17 protein-coding genes are annotated in these 18315 nt (G+C 71.0%); 13 read left to right on the top strand and 4 right to left on the bottom strand.

Annotated elements, in window-relative coordinates; all coding sequences use genetic code 11:
- Nucleotides 1-106: 106 nt before the first annotated feature.
- From mbhE to mnhG, 7 genes are read left to right on the top strand one after another with little or no spacing between them, the layout of a single operon-like run.
- Nucleotides 107-2629 (top strand): hydrogen gas-evolving membrane-bound hydrogenase subunit E, encoded by a 2523-nt coding sequence (gene mbhE, locus AHOG_RS25300; protein ID WP_245856438.1) that lies wholly within the window; start codon nt 107-109, stop codon nt 2627-2629.
- Entirely contained in the window at nt 2626-3171 is a 546-nt protein-coding gene (locus AHOG_RS25295; RefSeq protein WP_093943550.1) for an MnhB domain-containing protein, read from the top strand. The genes mbhE and AHOG_RS25295 overlap by 4 nt, the downstream gene beginning before the upstream one ends.
- On the top strand, nt 3168-3596 hold the full coding sequence (locus AHOG_RS25290; protein ID WP_093943549.1) for a Na(+)/H(+) antiporter subunit C: 429 nt from the start codon (nt 3168-3170) through the stop codon (nt 3594-3596). Before AHOG_RS25295 ends, AHOG_RS25290 begins: the two co-directional genes overlap by 4 nt.
- Nucleotides 3593-5125 carry a Na+/H+ antiporter subunit D gene (locus AHOG_RS25285; RefSeq protein WP_093943548.1) on the top strand — a complete coding sequence of 511 codons (1533 nt, stop codon included), beginning with the start codon at nt 3593-3595 and terminating at the stop codon, nt 5123-5125. Before AHOG_RS25290 ends, AHOG_RS25285 begins: the two co-directional genes overlap by 4 nt.
- A complete protein-coding gene (locus tag AHOG_RS25280; protein ID WP_184451137.1) occupies nt 5122-5742 on the top strand; it encodes a Na+/H+ antiporter subunit E in 621 nt (206 codons plus the stop codon). Before AHOG_RS25285 ends, AHOG_RS25280 begins: the two co-directional genes overlap by 4 nt.
- Before the next feature lies 1 nt (nt 5743).
- Entirely contained in the window at nt 5744-6010 is a 267-nt protein-coding gene (locus tag AHOG_RS25275; RefSeq protein WP_093943546.1) for an MrpF/PhaF family protein, read from the top strand.
- Complete coding sequence (gene mnhG / locus AHOG_RS25270) at nt 6007-6369, top strand: monovalent cation/H(+) antiporter subunit G (protein WP_093943545.1); 363 nt, start codon at nt 6007-6009, stop codon at nt 6367-6369. Before AHOG_RS25275 ends, mnhG begins: the two co-directional genes overlap by 4 nt.
- Before the next feature lie 349 nt (nt 6370-6718).
- Here the strand turns inward: mnhG and AHOG_RS25265 are convergent, their stop codons facing one another.
- Together AHOG_RS25265 and AHOG_RS25260 are read right to left on the bottom strand one after the other, a co-directional pair.
- Nucleotides 6719-8221, bottom strand: a complete 1503-nt coding sequence (locus tag AHOG_RS25265; protein ID WP_093943544.1) for a PH domain-containing protein — start codon at nt 8219-8221, stop codon at nt 6719-6721.
- Nucleotides 8218-8727, bottom strand: coding sequence for a PH domain-containing protein (locus AHOG_RS25260; RefSeq protein WP_093943543.1), 510 nt, complete (start codon nt 8725-8727; stop codon nt 8218-8220). The genes AHOG_RS25265 and AHOG_RS25260 overlap by 4 nt, the downstream gene beginning before the upstream one ends.
- A 122-nt stretch (nt 8728-8849) precedes the next feature.
- Between AHOG_RS25260 and AHOG_RS25255 the strand changes: the two genes are divergently transcribed.
- The 3 genes from AHOG_RS25255 to AHOG_RS25245 all read left to right on the top strand — a co-directional run bounded on the left by AHOG_RS25255 (nt 8850) and on the right by AHOG_RS25245 (nt 12417).
- Nucleotides 8850-9491, top strand: a complete 642-nt coding sequence (locus tag AHOG_RS25255) for a TetR/AcrR family transcriptional regulator (RefSeq protein ID WP_093943542.1) — start codon at nt 8850-8852, stop codon at nt 9489-9491.
- Nucleotides 9492-9794: 303 nt separating this feature from the next.
- Nucleotides 9795-11234, top strand: coding sequence for a xylulokinase (gene xylB / locus AHOG_RS25250; protein ID WP_093943541.1), 1440 nt, complete (start codon nt 9795-9797; stop codon nt 11232-11234).
- Nucleotides 11206-12417, top strand: a complete 1212-nt coding sequence (locus AHOG_RS25245) for an ROK family transcriptional regulator (RefSeq protein ID WP_093943540.1) — start codon at nt 11206-11208, stop codon at nt 12415-12417. Before xylB ends, AHOG_RS25245 begins: the two co-directional genes overlap by 29 nt.
- A 575-nt stretch (nt 12418-12992) precedes the next feature.
- Here AHOG_RS25245 and AHOG_RS25240 read toward each other — a convergent pair.
- Nucleotides 12993-13760, bottom strand: coding sequence for an ABC transporter permease (locus AHOG_RS25240; protein ID WP_093943539.1), 768 nt, complete (start codon nt 13758-13760; stop codon nt 12993-12995).
- Nucleotides 13757-14494: an ABC transporter ATP-binding protein gene (locus AHOG_RS25235; RefSeq protein ID WP_093943538.1), complete on the bottom strand. Its 738-nt coding sequence runs from the start codon at nt 14492-14494 to the stop codon at nt 13757-13759. The genes AHOG_RS25240 and AHOG_RS25235 overlap by 4 nt, the downstream gene beginning before the upstream one ends.
- A 112-nt stretch (nt 14495-14606) precedes the next feature.
- Here AHOG_RS25235 and AHOG_RS25230 point away from each other — a divergent pair, with 112 nt between their 5' ends.
- From AHOG_RS25230 to AHOG_RS25220, 3 genes are all read left to right on the top strand, one after another.
- Nucleotides 14607-15704, top strand: coding sequence for a sensor histidine kinase (locus AHOG_RS25230; RefSeq protein WP_211290495.1), 1098 nt, complete (start codon nt 14607-14609; stop codon nt 15702-15704).
- Entirely contained in the window at nt 15701-16345 is a 645-nt protein-coding gene (locus AHOG_RS25225) for a response regulator (protein ID WP_093943536.1), read from the top strand. Before AHOG_RS25230 ends, AHOG_RS25225 begins: the two co-directional genes overlap by 4 nt.
- Before the next feature lie 276 nt (nt 16346-16621).
- Nucleotides 16622-18178, top strand: a complete 1557-nt coding sequence (locus AHOG_RS25220) for an alpha/beta hydrolase (protein WP_245856437.1) — start codon at nt 16622-16624, stop codon at nt 18176-18178.
- Nucleotides 18179-18315 lie beyond the last annotated feature (137 nt).

Raw genomic sequence — 18315 nt, 5'->3', positions numbered from 1 at the left:
CCATGCCTCATGCCTGCGTGGGTCGTGACCAGGCGATCCACCCGAGTCACGGAGGAGCGATGAGCGAACTCGACCAGGCGGCGGAGCCGTGCGGGAGGAGGTTCGCGTGCTTCTGCTTGTGACGGCCCACCTGCTGCTTGCGGGCCTTCTGCCCATGCTGGTGCGCAGAACGGGCCGCTGGGCCTTCGCGCTGGCCGCGATCGTCCCGGCCGCCACCCTGCTGTGGGCCCTCGGCAGGCTCTCCGCCGTCGTGAGCGGCGAGACCATCACCCAGACCTTCGCCTGGGCACCGAGCATCGGTCTGGAGGTGGCGCTGCGTCTCGACGCCCTCTCAATGCTGATGATCTTCCTGGTCTCGGGGCTCGGCGCACTCATTCTCGTCTACTGCGTCTATTACTTCGGGTCGCACGGTGAAGGCATCGGCCGGACCTCCGCGCTGCTCCTCGCCTTCGCGGGGGCGATGTTCGGCCTCGTCGTCGCCGACGACCTCATCAGCCTCTATGTCTTCTGGGAGCTGACCACCGTCTGCTCCTTCCTACTGGTCGGGCAGGACGGAGTCGGCAAGAAGCTGCGCCGCTCGTCGGTGCAGGCCCTGCTGGTGACCGTGTTCGGCGGGCTGACGATGCTGATGGGCATCATCATGCTCGGCCACGCGGCGGGCACCTTCCGGATCTCCGAGATCGTCGCCGACCCGCCCGCGGGCGGCAGCGTCGGCATCGCGGTGGCCCTCATCCTGGTCGGCGCGTTCACCAAGTCGGCGCAGGCCCCGTTCCATCCCTGGCTGCCGGGCGCCATGGTCGCGCCCACCCCGGTCAGCGCCTACCTGCACGCGGCGTCCATGGTCAAGGCGGGCGTCTACCTCGTCGCCCGGCTGGCGCCCGCCTTCGCGGATCTGACCGCGTGGTGGCTGCCGGTGGCGGTGATCGGCATCTGGACGATGCTGATCGGCGGCGTCCGCGCCCTGTTCCAAAACGATCTGAAGACGATGCTGGCCTACGGAACGGTGAGCCAGCTCGGCTTCCTGATGGTGTTGACCGGGACCGGCACCTACATCGGCGCCATCGCGGGCGCGACGATGCTGCTGGCGCACGGGCTCTTCAAGGCGGCGTTGTTTCTGATCGTCGGGATCGTCGACCACCAGACGGGCACCCGAGACATCCGAAAGCTGTCCGGACTGGGCAGACGCTTCCCCGTCCTGACGGCCCTGGCCGTGATCGCGGCGGGCTCGATGGCCGGGCTGCCGCCGATGCTCGGCTTCCTCGGCAAGGAGGCGGCCTTCCAGGCGCTCCTGGAGAGCGGGGGCACCGTCGATCTGCTGGTGCTGGCGGGACTGGTCGTCGGCTCGGTGCTGACCGTCGCCTACAGCATCCGGCTCGTCTGGGGCGCCTTCGGCGACAAGCCCGGCGTCGAGCGGATCGCCGCTCCCTCCCCGTCCCTGGGACTCGTGCTTCCCGCCGCGATCCCGGCGCTCGCCGGCCTGGTACTGGGGCTGTGGTCGCCCCCGGTCTACGGGCTGGTGAAGCCCTACGCCGACGCGTTCCGCTCCGGAGGCGAGAGCTACTACCTGGCGCTGTGGCATGGATTCAACCTGCCGCTGCTGCTGTCGGTGGTGGTCGTGGTGCTGGGCATGCTGCTCTACCGGCTCCGCGAGCGGTCCGGCGCCGAGAGCGGTCCCCCGGTCCCGCACTTCCTTCAGGCGCAGACCCTGTACGACCGGTCGGTCCTGTCGCTGGAGGTGCTCTCCTACGGCGTGACCGGCAGGCTCCAGGTGGGCTCGCTGCCCACCTACCTGGGCATCATCCTGTTGACGATGCTGTTCATCCCCGGAACGGCGGTGCTCACCGGCACCACGTTCCTCGGCGAGCAGCAGCTCTGGCACTCCGCCGTGCAGGTGCCGGTGGCAGTGCTGGTGTGCATCGCGGCGATCGCGCTGACGATGGTGCGACACCGTATGACGGCGGTGCTGCTCACCGGCGCGATCGGCTACGCGATCGGCGCGCTCTTCATCATCGACGGCGGCCCGGACCTGGCGTTGGCCCAGTTCCTCGTCGAGACGCTCACCCTGGTGGCCTTCGTGTTCGTGCTGCGCAAGCTGCCCGCGAAGTTCACCCAGATCGAATCCGCGAAGCGGCTGCGGTGGCCGAAGGTGGTGATCGCGGTGGCCGCGGGCAGCTTCGTGGCGGTCTCCACGGTGATCTTCTCCGGCGCGCGGCAGGCGCCGCCCACCTCCAGCGAGGAGTTCATCGCCAACGCCCCGGAGGGCGCGCACGCCACCAACGTGGTCAACGCGATCCTGGTGGACTTCCGAGCCTTCGACACCGTCGGCGAGATCGTCGTGCTCGCGGTGGCGGCCACCGGCGTGGCCAGCCTGATCCTCGCCGTGCGACGGACGCGGACGCCTTCGCTGCCCGAGACGGACGATCAGACGCTGTTGGCGACGCCCGGCGGCCCGGGCAGCAGCGGCGGCGCGGCAGGCGAACACGAGGGCTTCGACGTCGGCGCGACGAAGCCCGCCGGGGTCGAGGGCGGCCGGACCGGCCTGGCGACGTCGGGCGGCCTGGCGACGTCGGGCGGCGCGGCGGACTCGGGCGGGTCCGATCCGACGAACGACGAGGAGGGACGACGATGACCGGTTCCACGGTGCGGCGGCTGTCCTGGGAGGACTGGGACACGCCTCGGGAGCACTGGCTCCTCGCGGGCGACGCACGGGACGGTCGGGAGCGCTCGGTGCTTCTGGAGGTCGCCGTACGACTCCTCTTCCCGACGGTTCTGGTGCTCTCCCTCTATCTGCTTTTCGCCGGGCACAATCGGGCGGGCGGCGGCTTCTCCGGCGGGCTCGTCGCGGGTCAGGCCTTCGTCCTGCGGTACGTCGCGGGCGGCCCGTTGGAGATGCGCGAAGCCGTCCGGATACGACCTCCGGTGATCATCGGGCTCGGGCTGAGCCTGGCCGTCCTGGCGGGCCTGGTGCCCACGTTGTTCGGCGCCACGATCCTGGAGAGCACCTATTTCCAGGCCACGGTGCCCGTCCTCGGCGAGATCCACCTGGTGACCAGCCTGTTCCTCGACGTCGGGGTGTACGTGCTGATCGTCGGGGTGGTCATCGACCTGTTGCGGACTCTGGGCGCGGGCATCGAGGAACAGCTCGTGCGAACGCGAAGGGTGGCGCGATGACAGGAGGCTCGATCAACCTCGTCATGGCGCTGACGCTCGGCGTCCTCTACTCGGTCGGTTTCTACCTGATTCTTCAGCGATCACTGATGAGAATCGTCATCGGGACCGTGATCGTGGGTCACGGAGCGAACCTGTTCCTGCAACTGGCGGGCGGTCCCCCCGGCAGGCCGCCGATCATCAACGGCGTCCCCGTCGAGGAGATGACCGATCCGCTGCCCCAGGCGATGGCGTTGACGGCCATCGTGATCACCTTCGCCCTGTCGACCTTCCTGCTGGCCCTCGCCTACCGCTCCTCGGTGCTGCTCGGCCACGACGAGGTGCGGGACGACGTCGAGGACCGACGAATCCGACGTCTCCAGCAGCGGCTCTCCGAGGACGAGGACGACGACTCCGAGACCGACGACCAACAGGAGGCCGTTCGGTGAACGTGCTCGTAGCGCTGCCGGTACTGCTCCCCCTGCTGGCGGCGGGGCTCTCGCTGGTCCTGGGCAGCTTCGCGAATCTGCAGCGGATGCTCGGCGTACTGGTGCTGACCTTCATCGCGGTGGACGCGGGCTTCCTGCTGTACACGGCCGACCGGGACGGCCCGGTCGTGCTCCAGATGGGCGGCTGGGCCGCGCCGTTCGGCATCACGCTGATCGCCGACCGACTGGCCGCCCTGCTGCTGCTCGTCTCGGCGGTGGTCATGCTCGCCGTGCTGATCTTCTCGATCGGCCAGCGGATCACCGACTACGGCCGGGACACCTCCAGCACGGCGTTCCACCCGATGTACCTGGTGCTCTGCGCGGGCGTCGCGCTGGCCTACCTCACCGGCGACCTGTTCAACCTGTTCGTCGCGTTCGAGATCATGCTCGCCGCGTCCTACGTGTTGATCGTCCGACGCACCACGGCCACCCGGATACGTGCCGGGATGACCTACATCATCGTCAGCCTGACCTCGTCGCTGCTGTTCATCACGATGATCGGCCTGGTCTACGCCGCGACGGGCACGGTGAACCTCGCCGACCTGGCCGGCCGGGTCGGCGACCTGCCGCCGGGCATCCAGACGGCGCTCTCGCTGATGATGGTCGTGGTCTTCGGCATCAAGGCGGCGATGGTCCCGCTGCACTTCTGGCTTCCCGACAGCTACCCGACGGCGCCCGCGCCGATCACGGCGATCTTCGCGGGCCTGTTGACCAAGGTGGGCGTCTACGCGCTGATCCGCACGCAGACGCTGGTCTTCGATCACCAACAGAGCTGGACGCTGATGCTGATCATCGCCCTGGTGACGATGATCGTCGGCGCCTTGGGCGCGATAGCCCAGAACGACATCAACCGACTGCTGTCGTTCCTGCTGGTGAGTCACATCGGCTACATGCTGTTCGGCCTGGGGCTCTACGACGTGATCGGCCTGGCGGGCGTGATCCTCTACGTGGTGCATCACATCACCGTCCAGGCCGGGCTGTTCCTCGTCAGTGGTCTGCTCACTCGACATACCGGCACGGTCGCGCTGCGAAGAATGGGCGGTATAGCGAAGGCGTATCCGCTGGTCGCGGTGTTGTTCGCCCTGCCTGCCCTGAGTCTGGCGGGCATCCCGCCGTTCTCAGGCTTCGTGGCGAAGCTGGTGCTGCTCCAAGGCGGCGTCGACGTCGGGACGACGACGGCCTACGTCGCGACGGCCGCCGCCGTGCTGACCAGCTTCCTGACCCTCTACGCCATGGCCCGGATCTGGGTGCTGGCGTTCTGGGGCAAGGGCCGCGCGCCGCACGCCGACCCGGACCCCACCGATGAGCTGATCATCGGCACCGGATCCACCTCGAAATCGATGGTCGTCGCCACCGGGTCGTTGGTCGTCTTCGGCGTGCTCATCGCGGTGTTCGCCGGGCCGCTGTCCGAGATCAGCGGCCGGGCCGCCGCCGACCTGCTCGACGGCGGCCCGTACGTGACCGCTGTGCTGGGAGAGGACGCGGGATGACCATGACACGCAAGGTTCGTCGCCACGCCTGGCTGCGGCTGCCGCTGATCCTCTGGCTGACCGTGGTGTGGGTGCTGCTGTGGGGCACGCTCGACGTGGCCACCGCGTTCGCGGGCCTGCTCGTCGCCGTCGCGGTGGTGACGACGTTCCCGATGCCCGCGATCGCCACCCGTTTGCGGGTCCGGCCGTTGCGGCTGCTGCACCTGCTGGGCTGGCTGCTGGCGGACCTGGTCACCTCGGCACTCCAGGTCTCCTGGGAGTCGATCCGCTACGGCCCGCGGACCAAGGCGGGCATCATCGCGGTCCCGGTGCCCTCCGACATCGACCACGTGGTGGTCGCCGCGGCGAACCTCATCTCGCTGGGACCCGGCAAGTTCGTCCTGCAGATCGACCGGTCGCAGCAGGTCTTCTACGTCTACGCCGTCGGCCTCCGGGACGGCGCCCACGCCGACCGGGTCCGCCGCGAGGTCTTGGAGCTGCAACGGCTCGTGGTGCTGGCCATCGGGTCGGACGAGGACGTCCGGGCCCTGGACCACCTGGTGCCGCCGAAGTCGGCGGCCACCGCCGGGGCGCCCGGCGAGCAGGCCGGGGGCCCCACCGGCAGAGAGGACGGCTGAGATGGAGATCGTCTTCGCGATCACGTTGGCGCTGCTCTGCGTGGCGGCTCTGATCATCGTGGTCCGACTGGTACGAGGGCCGACGACGCTCGACCGGATCGTGGCGGTGGACGTGTTCGTGACCTTGATCATCGGCGGGACGGCGGTGGGCATGGCCTCACAGGCCGACGGGTCCAACATCGCCCTGCTCGTCGGAGTGGCGCTGCTGGGCTTCATCGGCTCGATGACGGTCGTGCGGATGGTCGAGCGGAAGGGGACGCACCGATGAGCGTCGCGGACGTGGTGTCCTCCATCTGCCTCGTCGGGGGCGCGGTGTTCTGCGTCCTCGGTGCACTCGGCATGCTGTGGTTCCCCGACGTCACCTCGCGGCTCCAGGCCGCGACCAAGCCGCAGACGCTCGGACTGCTGCTGCTGTTGATCGGCACCGCGATCCAGTTGGAGTTCATCTACGCCTCGGGTCTGATCCTGGTCGGCCTGTTTCAGATGATCACCGCCCCGGTGCTGTCGCAGATGGCGGGGCGGGCGGCCTACCGCTCGGGGGCGATCCGGCCCGACTCGCTGGTGATCGACGAGCTGGGCGAGCGGCTGGCCGCGGAGAAGCGTGGGGAGAGTGGTTCGGCGGGCTGAGGGCGGCGGGCGAGAGCGAGGCCCGACGGTCGAGGCGCGTGCCGGGGGCGATGCGGCTCGGACCTGGGCCGGGTCGCCGGTCGGCTGCTCCGGCTTCCCTCCGTTTCGGCCGGTGGGTAGTCGATCGGACCGGGTCGCCCGGAATCGTCTGGCTCGGCCGGGACGGCCTCGTCCTGTCGGTATCGCCTCGGCTCGGCCCGGATCATGTCGGCTCAGCCGGGTCGCCGCGGGCCCGGTGCCCGCCCCGCGCCGGTCCCGGCGGACTCCACGTGATCCGGTCGTCGGGTCGTCCCCGTCGGGGACCAGCCGGCAGGCCCGCCGCCGACCGCCGGGCGTCGGCGATCCCGGCTCAGGCGGGCCGCTGGGCGTCCGAGGAGCGGTCGTCGATCAGGAACGGCGTGATCAGTCCGCCGACGGCATGCCGGGCGAACTCCAGCCCTTCGTCCTGGTCGGTGTCGGGCACCCGGTAGGCGCCGGTGCCGCCCGCGATGGTCGCCGTCAGGTTGATCAGGCCGCTGCGGCGTTGGAACGGGGACCGGCTGATCGTCACGCCGATGACGTCTGCTCGACGCAGCGCCGTCGTGGTACGGCACACCGAGCCGCTTCGAGACACCAGGAACTCCGCGTCGTGCGTGTGGCCGAGACTGCGGTAGGCGTCCAGGGCCAGCAGCAGGGCGACGGGCAGCCCCACCCCGGCGCACCACCAGCCGATGTACAGCAGGACGTCGGTCAGCAGCATGCCGAGCAGGATCAGCACGGCGAACGGTCCCGCCACCCAGGCCAGCGCCCAGCCGATCCGGCGTCGGCGCGCCGCGCGGGGGTGCGGCCGAAGATCCCGGGCCTCGGCGGGGAAGCTCTCGCGTCCGATGATCCGGGCGGCGACCCGCCGGGCCGGCGACCAGCGCACCGGCGGAAGCAGAGTGCTGCGTTCTCGGTTCCGCTCGTCGTCGTCGCGGCCGAGCCCGGTGGCGACGGCGCGTACCGAGGCGGCGCCCGCCCAGCGCAGCGACAACGGCTCGCGCAGCTGCACGCCGATCAGCCTGTCCCGTTCGAGGGTGATGTTCCGGGTGGTGAGCAGACCTCGACGGACCTGGATCGTGTCGGGCGACAGCGCGAGCCGATGCCGCCACCACGACTCGGCGTGGAGGCCGGTGGCGGCCGTCGCCCCCACGACCAGTGCGACGAGGATCAGCCCGCCGACGGCGAGCCACAGCGGCAGGCCGGCGAGTGTCGCGATCACCTCGGGGATGACCGTGCCGTCGACGTCGACGCCCAGCATGTCGATCAGTTCGTAGCCGCCGCCGAACGCGGCGAGGCCGAGCAGCGGACTCACGAAGGAGAACGGCGCGAACCACAGCCAGCCGGCCTCCCAACGGGCGAGCACGGCGGTCTCCCGTTCACTCCCCCGACTGGGCAGCAGCTCCGTTCGCAGTCGTTCGGCCGCCGCACGCCCGAGGGCGAAGACCCGCAGCGCCGAATCCTCGTCGGCGACGTTCTCCCCGGTGCCGATGCGGACACCGGTCAGGCCGAGCAGCCTGCCGAGGGGTTCCGCGGTGGCGTCGACGCTGCGCACCCGCTCCAACGCCACGCCGCGCCTGCTGCGGAAGACGACGCCCTTGCGCAGCTCGAAGCGGCCGTCGACCACCCGGAAGCGGGTCAGGCGGGCCCGCAGCAGTTCGTACGCCGGGATCAGGATCGCGGGCGGGGCGACACTGAGCCAGACGATCCAGCCGGGCACACCCCGGTAGATCAGCAGCGCGATCGTGGGCAGGAGGAGGGTGAGGAGATAACCACAGGTCACCAGGGGCGTCCGCGGGTGGATACGGCGCCAGTGCTCCGCCGGGGCGCTCATGTGGCGTCCCCGGTCGTGTTCTCGGCCGCCTGCGCCTGTTCGGTGAGTCGCTCGGCGATCTCCTCGGCGAGGCGGTGGTCCAGGCCCGCGATGGTCAGCGCGCCCCGCGCGGAGGCGGTAGTGACGGTGACGGTCGCCAGTCCGAACAGTCGCTCCAGCGGACCGCGCACGGTGTCCACGGTCTGAATCCTGGCCAGCGGGGCGATCCTCGACTGCTCCCAGAACCAGCCGCCGCGGGTGTAGACGGCGACCCCGGTGGTCTCCCACCGATGCACTCGGTAGCGCCAACGCGGCATGATCACCAGATAAGCCAGGCCGGGCACCGTCAGGAGTCCGGCGGGCAGGGCCAGCCAGAATCTGGCCGGTTCGATGAGCCAGGCGAGGAGGCCGAGCACCAGCACGGGCGGCAGGGCGAGCAGGGCTGCTCGTGCGTGCCACCAGCCGACCGCGCGGTGATCGACATGGTGTCGGGGCGGCCGAAGACGTAACGGGCGGGAGGCGGCCATCGGCGTCGCCCCTTTCCTCGGACATCGATAGGATCGATACGACTGTATCGCTAACTTGATACGACTGTATCGAATGGTCGACACAGTCGTGTCAAGGACGGCGGGAACGGAGATCTCAGCAGGTGGCGAGCACCACGAAACGGTCGGAGCGACGGCAGCGGGTCGCGGCCGCGCTGCTGCGTGTCGTCGTCGCGGAGGGGATGGACGCGGCCTCCCTGCGGGCGGTGGCCGCGGAGGCGGGGATGTCGTTGGGCATGGTTCAGCGGCTCTTCGACACCAAGGACGAGCTGCTGCTGTTCACCTATCGCGCGTGCCTCGACGCGATGGCGGCCCGGATCACCGAGGCGGTCGAGGATCGGCAGGGGCTGCCGATGCTCGTCATGCTGCGAGCGGCGCTGCTCGCGGCGCTGCCGCTGGACGAACAGCGACGTGCCGACTGGCGGTACATCATCGCCTTCGGCGAACGCTTCGGCACCCGAGACGACATCGCCGAGATGATCGCCGAGGACGACGCGCGGTCGTACCGGGACATGCTCGGACTGCTCCAGGCGGCGGAGGCACTCGGCCAGATCCCCGCGGGCCACGACCTCCCGGGCGCGGCCCACCTGCTACGGCTCTTGTCGGAGGGGATGACGCTGTCCCTGCTCGGCGGTCGGGACGGGTCGGTGGCGGCGGTCACGAGCGGACTCGACGCCGCGCTGGAGCTGCTTCGCGCGACGCCGGCCGGCGCAGGCCGGCCTGCCGACACCACGCCGACCGACTGAGTCGCGTGAGGGGCTACTCGTCTCCCGACCCCGCCGTGGACGCCCACCCGGCGAACATCGCCGCACCGCGGTTCGCAGGGCTGCGGCAGCGAAGCTCGGACGTCCGTCCGCCGGGTCGGCCGCCGACGAACCCGCCGCCTACGGATCACCCGCCGCCGAACAGAGCGACGAGGCGCGGGCGGCGACCGCATCGGTCCCGGTGCGGCGACGGCGGGGCGCACCGGCGTCTCACCGGCTGCGCTCCCAGCCGATCACCACTCATCCCTGTCGCCCGACCGTCATCGTGCTGTTGAATCAGCAGCCATGACCGTGGTGCTCGGAATCGATAGCTCAACCCAGTCGACGAAGGTGCTGGCGGTGGACGCGGACAGCGGCCGGATACTCGGCCAGGCCCGCGCCGCGCATCCCGACGGGACCGAGGTGGACCCCGACCGCTGGTGGGCGGCCTGCAACCAGGCGATGGCCGAGGTCGTCGACGGGCTGTCCGAGCCGGTGGCGGCGATCTCGGTGGCGGGACAGCAGCACGGCATGGTCACCGTTGACTCGGCGGGCGAATCGGTGCGGCCCGCGCTGCTGTGGAACGACACTCGCTCCGCGCCGCAGGCCGCCGAACTCGTCTCCGCCGACGGGCCCGAGGCGTGGGCGCGGCGGACCGGACTGGTCCCGGTGGCGAGCTTCACCGTCACCAAGCTCGCCTGGCTGTCCGCCCACGAGCCGGACAACGCCGACCGCGTCGACTCCGTTCTGCTGCCGCACGACTGGCTGACCTGGCGTCTCGCGGGCGGCGGCACGGCGGAGGCCTGCACGGACCGGGGCGACGCCTCCGGCACCGGGTACTTCTCGGGCCGCGACGGCGTGTGGCTGCCCGAGGTCCTCGGCGAGGCCTTCGGCGGACGTCGACCTCGACTGCCCAGGGTGCTGGGCCCGGTGGAGACGGCGGGTCGGGGACCCGGCGGCGCGATCCTGGGCGCCGGTACCGGCGACAACATGGCCGCCGGGCTCGGTCTGGCGGCGGGCCCCGGCGACGTGGTCATCTCGCTGGGCACCTCCGGCACCGTCTTCGCGGTCACCGAGGACGCCACCGAGGACCCCACCGGCATCGTGGCGGGCTTCTGCGACGCCACCGGCCGCTTCCTCCCGTTGGTGTGCACGCTCAACGCCGCCAGGGTGCTGACGGCCGCCGCCGCGATGCTGGACACCGACCTCGCGGGGCTGGACGAGCTGGCGCTGCGCGCCGAACCGGGTGCGGGCGGACTGACCCTGCTGCCCTACCTCGACGGGGAGCGCACGCCGAACCTGCCCGACGCGACCGGCACCCTGCTGGGGCTGCGCCGGGACAACATGACGCCGGAGAATCTGGCCCGCGCGGCCGTGGAGGGGATGCTGTGCGGTCTGGCCGAAGGACTCGTAGCCCTGCGTGACCTGGGTGTCGCGGTGCGGCGAGTGCTGCTGGTGGGCGGGGCGGCCCGCTCGGCCGCCGTGCAGAAGGTCGCCCCGGAGCTGTTCGGCGTCCCGGTGGAGGTGCCGGAGCCCGGCGAGTACGTCGCGCTCGGCGCGGCCAGGCAGGCGGCCTGGGCACTCGCAGGTGGGGAGCACCCACCGGCCTGGCCGGTGGAATCCGTACGCTTCGAAGCGGAAGGGGGGTCGGGTTCGGCCGTGTGGGAAGCACACGCGCAGGCGCGACAGACAGTGCATGGACGGATTCAGTCCACCGATGGAAGCACCGGGACAGCCGATCGCTGACAAGCCGCCTCGGGTGGAGACCCACGACCAGTCTCGGCTGCTGACCCTGATGCGCGACGAGGGGCCGATGTCGCGCGTCGAGCTGGGCGAGCGACTGGGGCTGCCTCGGGCTCGGCTGGCGGCCGAGGTCAACCGACTCGTCGAACTGGGACTCGTCGAGTCCGGCGGGCCCGCGGCAAGCCGGGGCGGCAGGCGGTCGACGCTGGTCGGCCTGTCGAGTTCGCTGCGGCTGCTGGCGGTCGACATCGGCGCCACCTCGGTCGGCGTCGCCGTCACCGACCCCTACTGCGAGGTGCTGGAGCATCTCGTCGAGGAGTGCGAGGTCCGCTCCGGCCCCGTCGCCGTCCTGGACCGCGCGGTCGCCCTGTCGACCCTGGCCCTGGCCAAGGTGCCCGGCAGGCTGCTCGCGGCGGGCATCGGCCTGCCCGGCCCGGTGAGCTTCCGCGAGGGCATGCCCGTGGCGCCCCCGATCATGCCCGGCTGGGACCGCTTCCCGGTGCGCGATCGGCTCGCCTCGCAGTGGGGCTGCCCGGTGACGGTGGACAACGACGTCAACGCGATGGCGCTGGGGGAGCGGCACGCGGGTGTGGCTCGCTCGCTCGACGACCTCATCTTCGTCAAGGTCGGCACCGGCATCGGCTGCGGCATCCTGCTCGGCGGCCGGGTCTATCGCGGCGTCGCGGGGACGGCGGGCGACATCGGACACATCCGGCTCGACGACTTCGGCCCGGCCTGCGCCTGTGGCGAATCCGGCTGTCTGGAAGCCTATTTCGGTGGTGCGGCGCTGGCGAGGGACGCGCTGACGTTGGCCCGCAGCGGTCGCTCGGAGTTCTTGGCCGAGTCGCTGGCCAGGCAGGGCGAGCTGTCCGCGCGGGACGTCGCGCTGGCGGCCGGGGCGGGCGACTTCGCCGCGGTGAACCTGGTGCGGGAGGGCGGCAGGCGCCTCGGCCAGGTGGTGGCCTCGCTGGTCAGCTTCATCAATCCCGGCATGGTCGTGATCGGCGGCGGCGTGGCCAGGCTCGGCCATCAGCTCCTCGCGGAGGTCCGCAGTTCGGTGTACCGCCGGTCGATGCCGCTGGCGACGGGGAATCTGCCGATCGTGCTGTCGGAGCTGGGTGATCTCGCGGGCGTCATCGGCGCCGCGTGGACGGCCAGCGAACGGGCCTTCGCCGTCACGACCTGACCGCGACTTGTCCGGCAGCCGGCGCGGGTGCGGCCCGCGCGGCACCCGATCACGACCGGCCGACCGACGCCGATCCGGCGAGCCGGCGCGGGTGCGGCGGCGGGGCAGTCGTGTCGGATCGTGCGTGGCGCCCCGGCGGTGGTCTCCGGCCGGCCTGGTCGGCCTTCGACCTTCGGCGTCGCTGTGCCTGCCCGGTCCGGTGGCGCCGGCGATCGCGGCGGCAGCCGTCGCGGTGCGGGCCACTCGGCGGCGGCGGGCGGCCCGCGCGGCCGGTCGTGCGGACACCCGCTTGGCGGGCACCCGCCTCGGGGGCGCAACGTCGTCGACGTGCGGGCTGCCTCAGCCCGGCGCCCGCCGCCTTGGGGGCGTGGCCGCGCGGACGTCCGCCTCGGCAGCCACCGCCTCGGGAGGACACCGCCTCGGCCGCCGCCTCCGGAGGCGGCGAGAGGCGCACCACCGATGCAGGGCTCTCGGCGGCCCCGGCGCGGGGTCGGGGCCGCGGGACGGGCGAGTCACCGGCGTACCCCATGACCCGCCGCGTCCCGCGAACCAGAGCCGGCGCTCATCCCGGCGGATCAGTCCCAGCGGAACAGCACGGCCGCGACGAGCACACCGAGTACGGTCGTCGCTCCGAGACTGATCAGCGAGGACATCTCGACGGCCGTCCCGGCCCACGCGGCGGCGAGCGCGTCGACGGCGGCGCCGAACGGCAGCCACTCCCCGATGGACGCGAGGAAGTCCGGCAGCGCGTCGGGCCCGCCGAACATGCCGCCGAGCGCACCGAAGGCGAAGAAGGTGACGAGGCCGATCGCGACCGCCGAGTTCGGGGTCGGCGCGATGGCGGCGACGATCATCCCGATCGCGTACATCGCCGCCATGGTGAGCAGATAGACGCCCAGCGCCGCGGCCAGATTCGTGGGCACGTTGGCGCCGAAGCCGATGAACGCGACGGCGACGGCGACGGCGAGCCCGATCACGGTCTGGATGACGCTCACGATGACCTGGGCGATCAGGACCATGGTCGGGGACGCGGGCGTGACCGAGAGCCTGCGCAGGATGCCGGTGCGGCGGTAATAGGAGAGGAAGCTGGGCATGTTGATGATGCCGACGATCGCGATGACCATCGTCAACACCAGCGGAAGGACGAACAGGTCGAGGGCCGTCATCCCGTTGCTGATCACCTCGTCGCCCGCCGAGGACGCGCTCATCACGAGGCTCAGCAGCGGAAGTCCGATCGGGACGACCAGGCCCGCCGTGTCGCGCGCGACCATCTTGGCCTCGCACTGGATCAACGTCAGCCATGCCTTCATGCCCGGTCTGCGGGCTTCGACCGCGGTGCTCATTCGGAGTCCTCCAGTTCCTTCCCGGTCAGTGCGAGGAACGCCTCGTCGAGGTTCGCCGCCCCGGCGCTCGTGACCAGGCCCTTGGTGGTGTCCAGGGCGATGACCCGCCCCGCGTCGATGAGCGCGACGCGATCACAGAGCCGCTCGACCTCCTCCATGGCATGGCTGACGAGCAGGATGGTGACGTCCTCGTCGCGCAGCCGCTCGATCGTCTTCCACATCTGCCGCCGGGCGCGGGGATCGAGACCGGTGGTGAGCTCGTCGAGGATCACCACCCTCGGCCTGCCCGCGAGCGCCAGGGCGATCGACAGCCGCTGCTGCTGCCCGCCGGAGAGCTTCTCGAAGCGGACGGACCGCTGTTCCTGGAGGCCGACGAGGTCGAGCAGCTCCTCGGCGGGACGGGGACTCGGGTAGAAGCCGCGGTACAGGCCGATCAGTTCGGTGACCGTCAACGCGCTGTGCAGCGTGGCCTGCTGCAACTGGACGCCGAGCACCTGTCGGACCTTGGCGCGGTCGCGCTGCGGGTCCAGGCCCAGGATGCGCACGCGGCCCCGGTCGGGCGTGCGCAGCCCGGCGATCATCTCGACCGTGGTGGTCTTGCCCGCACCGTTGGTGCCGAGGATGCCGAGGACTTCGCCCGTCTCGATCCGCAGGCTCACGTCGTCGACGGCTACCTTGTCGCCGTAGCGTTTGTGCAGCGTCTCGGCGTGCACTGCTGGTTCCGGTGCTGTCATGCCAAGAACGTTAGGGAGCCGGACGCCCTCGGCACCTGTGCCGGAAGTCAGGAACTTCAACCATGACTTTCGGCACGGGCAGCGGGCGCGGCGGGTCTTCTAGAGTGGCCCGATGCGACGATTGAGCCTGGATCAATGGTCCGGGCTGGTGATGCTCGCCGTCTCGATCTGGGTGGGCGGGACGGTGTTGACCGGCACGACTCGGGTGACGATCCCGAGTGGCTGGTGGCTCGCCCTGTTCGTGGTCTTCCTCGCGACCCTGCTGATCTCGACGGACGAAAGGCCGTGCAAGGTCAGGCACACGATGTTCGCCGTGTCCGTCGTGTCGTCCTGGGCGTTGGTGCTGACCGCGTCGGACGTGGGCCTGCTGCCGATCCTGTTGGTGATCACCGCGGCGGTGAGCGTTTACGCCGTGCCGCCGCCGATGGGGCTGACGGTCATCGGGCTCAACACCGTGGTGCTCGTCGTACTGTTGATGCTGGCGGAAGCCTCGCCCACTGAGTTGATGACGATCGTGGGCTTCTACATCGCCATCCAGCTGGCCACGATGTTGAGTTCCCTCACACTCGTCCGCGAACAGCAGATGCGCCGCGACCTGACCACGGCCCACATCGACCTGCGTGCCGCGTCGGCGCTGCTGTCGGAGTCCGCCCGCACGGCGGAGCGGCTGCGGATCTCGCGTGAGCTGCACGATCTCATCGGCCACCAGCTGACCGTGCTGACCCTGGAGCTGGAGGCGGCCCGCCACCGCGAGGGCGAGCGGGCTCGCGAGCACGTCGACCGGGCCGATCGGGTGGCTCGTGATCTGCTGGCCGACGTGCGGGCCACGGTGGGCGAACTGCGTGTCGAGCCCTCGGACCTCACCGACCTGCTGCGCCAGGTGGGACGTGACCTGCCCGGCCTGGAGGTGTCGATCGACGTCGACCCGGCGGTCCGGCTCGACGAGGCGCAGACGGCGGCGCTCGTGCGATCGGTGCAGGAGATCGTCACCAACACCATCCGGCACGCCGAGGCACGAGAACTGTGGATCGAGGTGTCGGCGGATGCGACGGGCGCGGTACTGACAGCGGTAGACGACGGGAAAGGACACTCCGGTCCGATGGAGGGCAACGGACTCCGCGGCCTTGGCGAGCGGTTCGCGGCCTTCGGCGGCGACGTCGCCTTCGACGGCAGCGACGGTTTCAAGGTCACCGCGAGGATGCCGACGTGATCCGGGTGGTGGTGGTCGACGACCAGGCGCTCGTGCGGCACGGCATCCGCACCCTGCTGGACATCGCAGACATCGACGTGGTCGGTGAGGCCGACGACGGCCGCGCCGCCTTGGAGGTCATCGAAGAGGCATCACCCGAGGTGGTCCTGCTCGACCTGCGGATGCCCCGCTACGACGGCATCTGGACGTTGCGCCAACTGGCCGAACGCCGGATCGACATCCCGGTGCTGGTCCTCACCACCTTCGACGATGACACCGTCGTCCTGGACGCCCTGAGGGCGGGGGCACGCGGCTACCTGCTCAAGGACGTGACCCTGGAGCAGCTGGCCCGCGCCGTGCACACCCTGGCGGACGGCGGGACACTCATCGCGCCGTCGATCACCGACCGCATGCTGCGGGCGATCCGCTCCGGCCCCACACCGGGGGAGATCGCCGCGCCGCCCGTCCAGGAGCTGACCGAACGCGAACGCGAGGTGCTGCGCCTCATGGCCGAGGGGTACAGCAATCGTGAGATCGCCGAGGTGCTGTTCCTCGCGGAGGGGACCGTGAAGAACCACGTGTCGACCATCCTGGTGAAGCTCGGCGCCAGGGACCGGACCAACGCCGTGCTGCGCGCGCTGCATCAGGGCATCCTGCGCTAGCGCGGGTCCCCTGCGGCGAGTCCGCCGCTAGTGAGTCCGCTCGACGGCATCCGGCCGCCGCCTGCCCCGGCTCGGCCGCCGACGACGGATCGTTCCTCCCCACACCCGAGATCGGCTCTTGTCCGCGCGAGATCCCACGCGGGCCCGACGGCCTCGGCCGATCCTCTCGGGCCGTGAGCGTCCTTCGTAGACGGTGGCCGACGAGTCCTTGACTATGCCGTAGCGGCACGGTGTGTGGTGTCGGCAGTCGAACCGACTCTCGGGAGTGTGAACCACGTGAATCGACGACGCGATGTCCGGCGAGGGGCGACCCTGCTGGCCGTGCTGGGTCTGTCCGGGGCACTGATCGGAGTGCCCGCGGCGACCGCGGACGAGGGAACCGCCCCCGCGACACCGCTCGCCTGGGGCGAGTGTCCGGCGGACGTGCCCAACGATCCGCCGCTGTTGCAGTGCGCCACGGTGCCGGTGCCGCTGGACTACGGCGACCCCGACGGCGAGCGGATCGAGATCATGATCTCGCGGCTGCCCAGCTTCAACCCGGAACAGCGACGCGGCATCCTGCTGCTGAACCCCGGCGGCCCGGGCGGCTCCGGGCTGGACCTGTCCACGCTCTTGAGCTCCCAGGGCCTTCCGAACAGCGTCCTGGCGGGCTACGACCTGATCGGCGTGGACCCCAGGGGTGTCGGGCATTCGGCCCCGGTCAGCTGCGGCTTCACCGCCGACGACACGGACTACTTCGGCAACATCCCGCCGTACGCGGTCGACGAGGCCGCCGTCGCCGAGCAGGCGCGGATCGCCCAGGGTGTCGCCGAGCAGTGCGCCGCCAACGACGTCGACGGGCGGCTGCGGCACCTGTCGACGGCGAACACGGCGCGTGATCTGGACTCGATCCGTGCGGCGTTGGGCGAGGAGAAGGCGAGCTTCCTGGGCTATTCCTACGGCAGCGCGTTGGGCGCCGCCTACGCCTCGATGTTCCCGGACACCGCCGACCGAGTCGTGCTCGACAGCAACATCGGCGACACCCATCTCGACTACGAGGGCATCCGCCGGTTCGGCCTCGGATTGGAGGAGATGTTCCCGGACTTCGCGGACTGGGCCGCGGCCCGACACGACTCCTATGAGCTGGGCAGCACCCCGGAGGAGGTGCGCGAGACCTACTTCGACATCGCCGAACGGCTCGACGAGAACCCGGTGGAGGGCGTCGTCGACGGGACGCTCTTCCGGCTCGCCACCTTCGGCGGGCTCTACCGGGAGGCGTCCTACGGCAGGACCGCGCAGCTCTGGCAGTCGGTGTCCGTCTCGGACCCGGCGGCCCAGGACGTGCTGGCGCTGCTCGACGCCGATCTGCCCGTGCTGCCGAGCGGTCCGCCGACCGGCGCGTCGGAGCCCTCGGCGTTCGACAACTCCTGGTCGGCCTTCCTGGCGGTGACCTGCAACGACGCCGAGTGGCCCGAGGACGTCGAGACCTACCAGCGTGGCGTGGCCGAGGACCGTGAGGCCTACCCGCTGTTCGGCGCGGCCGCCGCCAACATCATGCCCTGCGCGTACTGGCAGGAGCCGCTGGAGGAGCCGGTGGAGATCGAGAGCGACGGGCCGACGAACGTCCTGATCGTGCAGAACCAGCGGGACCCGGCGACCCCGTCGCGCGGCGGCGAACTGCTCGACGAGAAGTTCGGCGACCGGTCCCGCCTGGTGAGCGTCGACGGCAGCGGCCACGGCGTCTACGTCCTCGGCGACAACCCCTGCGCCCTGAACGTCACCACGCGATTCCTGGTCCACGGCGACCTGCCCGAGAAGAACATCACCTGCGCGGCGGACGGCACCGCGGGCTGAGGGGATGCCCAGCCGGGTACGCCCGGCGGCGCGCACGTCGTGCGGGGTGTGGCGATCGGGGTCGCCGCATCCCGCCCGGCGGTGCCGGGTCGGGTGGCGGTCCGCCTCGGACGCGCAGGCGGACGGACCAGGCACGT

It is taken from the genome of Actinoalloteichus hoggarensis (assembly GCF_002234535.1).
GTDB lineage: Bacteria > Actinomycetota > Actinomycetes > Mycobacteriales > Pseudonocardiaceae > Actinoalloteichus_A > Actinoalloteichus_A hoggarensis.
The sequence above is the reverse complement of the archived record's forward strand: the minus strand, read 5'-3'. Positions and strand labels throughout refer to the sequence as shown.

Excerpts from the sequence above, each read along its gene's own strand:
- AHOG_RS25265 (WP_093943544.1), bottom strand. The coding sequence starts at position 8,221 with ATGAGCGCCCCGGCGGAGCACTGGCGCCGTATCCACCCGCGGACGCCC.
- AHOG_RS25290 (WP_093943549.1), top strand. The coding sequence starts at position 3,168 with ATGACAGGAGGCTCGATCAACCTCGTCATGGCGCTGACGCTCGGCGTC.
- AHOG_RS25235 (WP_093943538.1), bottom strand. The coding sequence starts at position 14,494 with ATGACAGCACCGGAACCAGCAGTGCACGCCGAGACGCTGCACAAACGC.
- AHOG_RS25275 (WP_093943546.1), top strand. The coding sequence starts at position 5,744 with ATGGAGATCGTCTTCGCGATCACGTTGGCGCTGCTCTGCGTGGCGGCT.
- AHOG_RS25230 (WP_211290495.1), top strand. The coding sequence starts at position 14,607 with ATGCGACGATTGAGCCTGGATCAATGGTCCGGGCTGGTGATGCTCGCC.
- AHOG_RS25280 (WP_184451137.1), top strand. The coding sequence starts at position 5,122 with ATGACCATGACACGCAAGGTTCGTCGCCACGCCTGGCTGCGGCTGCCG.
- mnhG (WP_093943545.1), top strand. The coding sequence starts at position 6,007 with ATGAGCGTCGCGGACGTGGTGTCCTCCATCTGCCTCGTCGGGGGCGCG.
- AHOG_RS25295 (WP_093943550.1), top strand. The coding sequence starts at position 2,626 with ATGACCGGTTCCACGGTGCGGCGGCTGTCCTGGGAGGACTGGGACACG.
- AHOG_RS25240 (WP_093943539.1), bottom strand. The coding sequence starts at position 13,760 with ATGAGCACCGCGGTCGAAGCCCGCAGACCGGGCATGAAGGCATGGCTG.
- AHOG_RS25245 (WP_093943540.1), top strand. The coding sequence starts at position 11,206 with ATGGAAGCACCGGGACAGCCGATCGCTGACAAGCCGCCTCGGGTGGAG.
- xylB (WP_093943541.1), top strand. The coding sequence starts at position 9,795 with ATGACCGTGGTGCTCGGAATCGATAGCTCAACCCAGTCGACGAAGGTG.
- AHOG_RS25260 (WP_093943543.1), bottom strand. The coding sequence starts at position 8,727 with ATGGCCGCCTCCCGCCCGTTACGTCTTCGGCCGCCCCGACACCATGTC.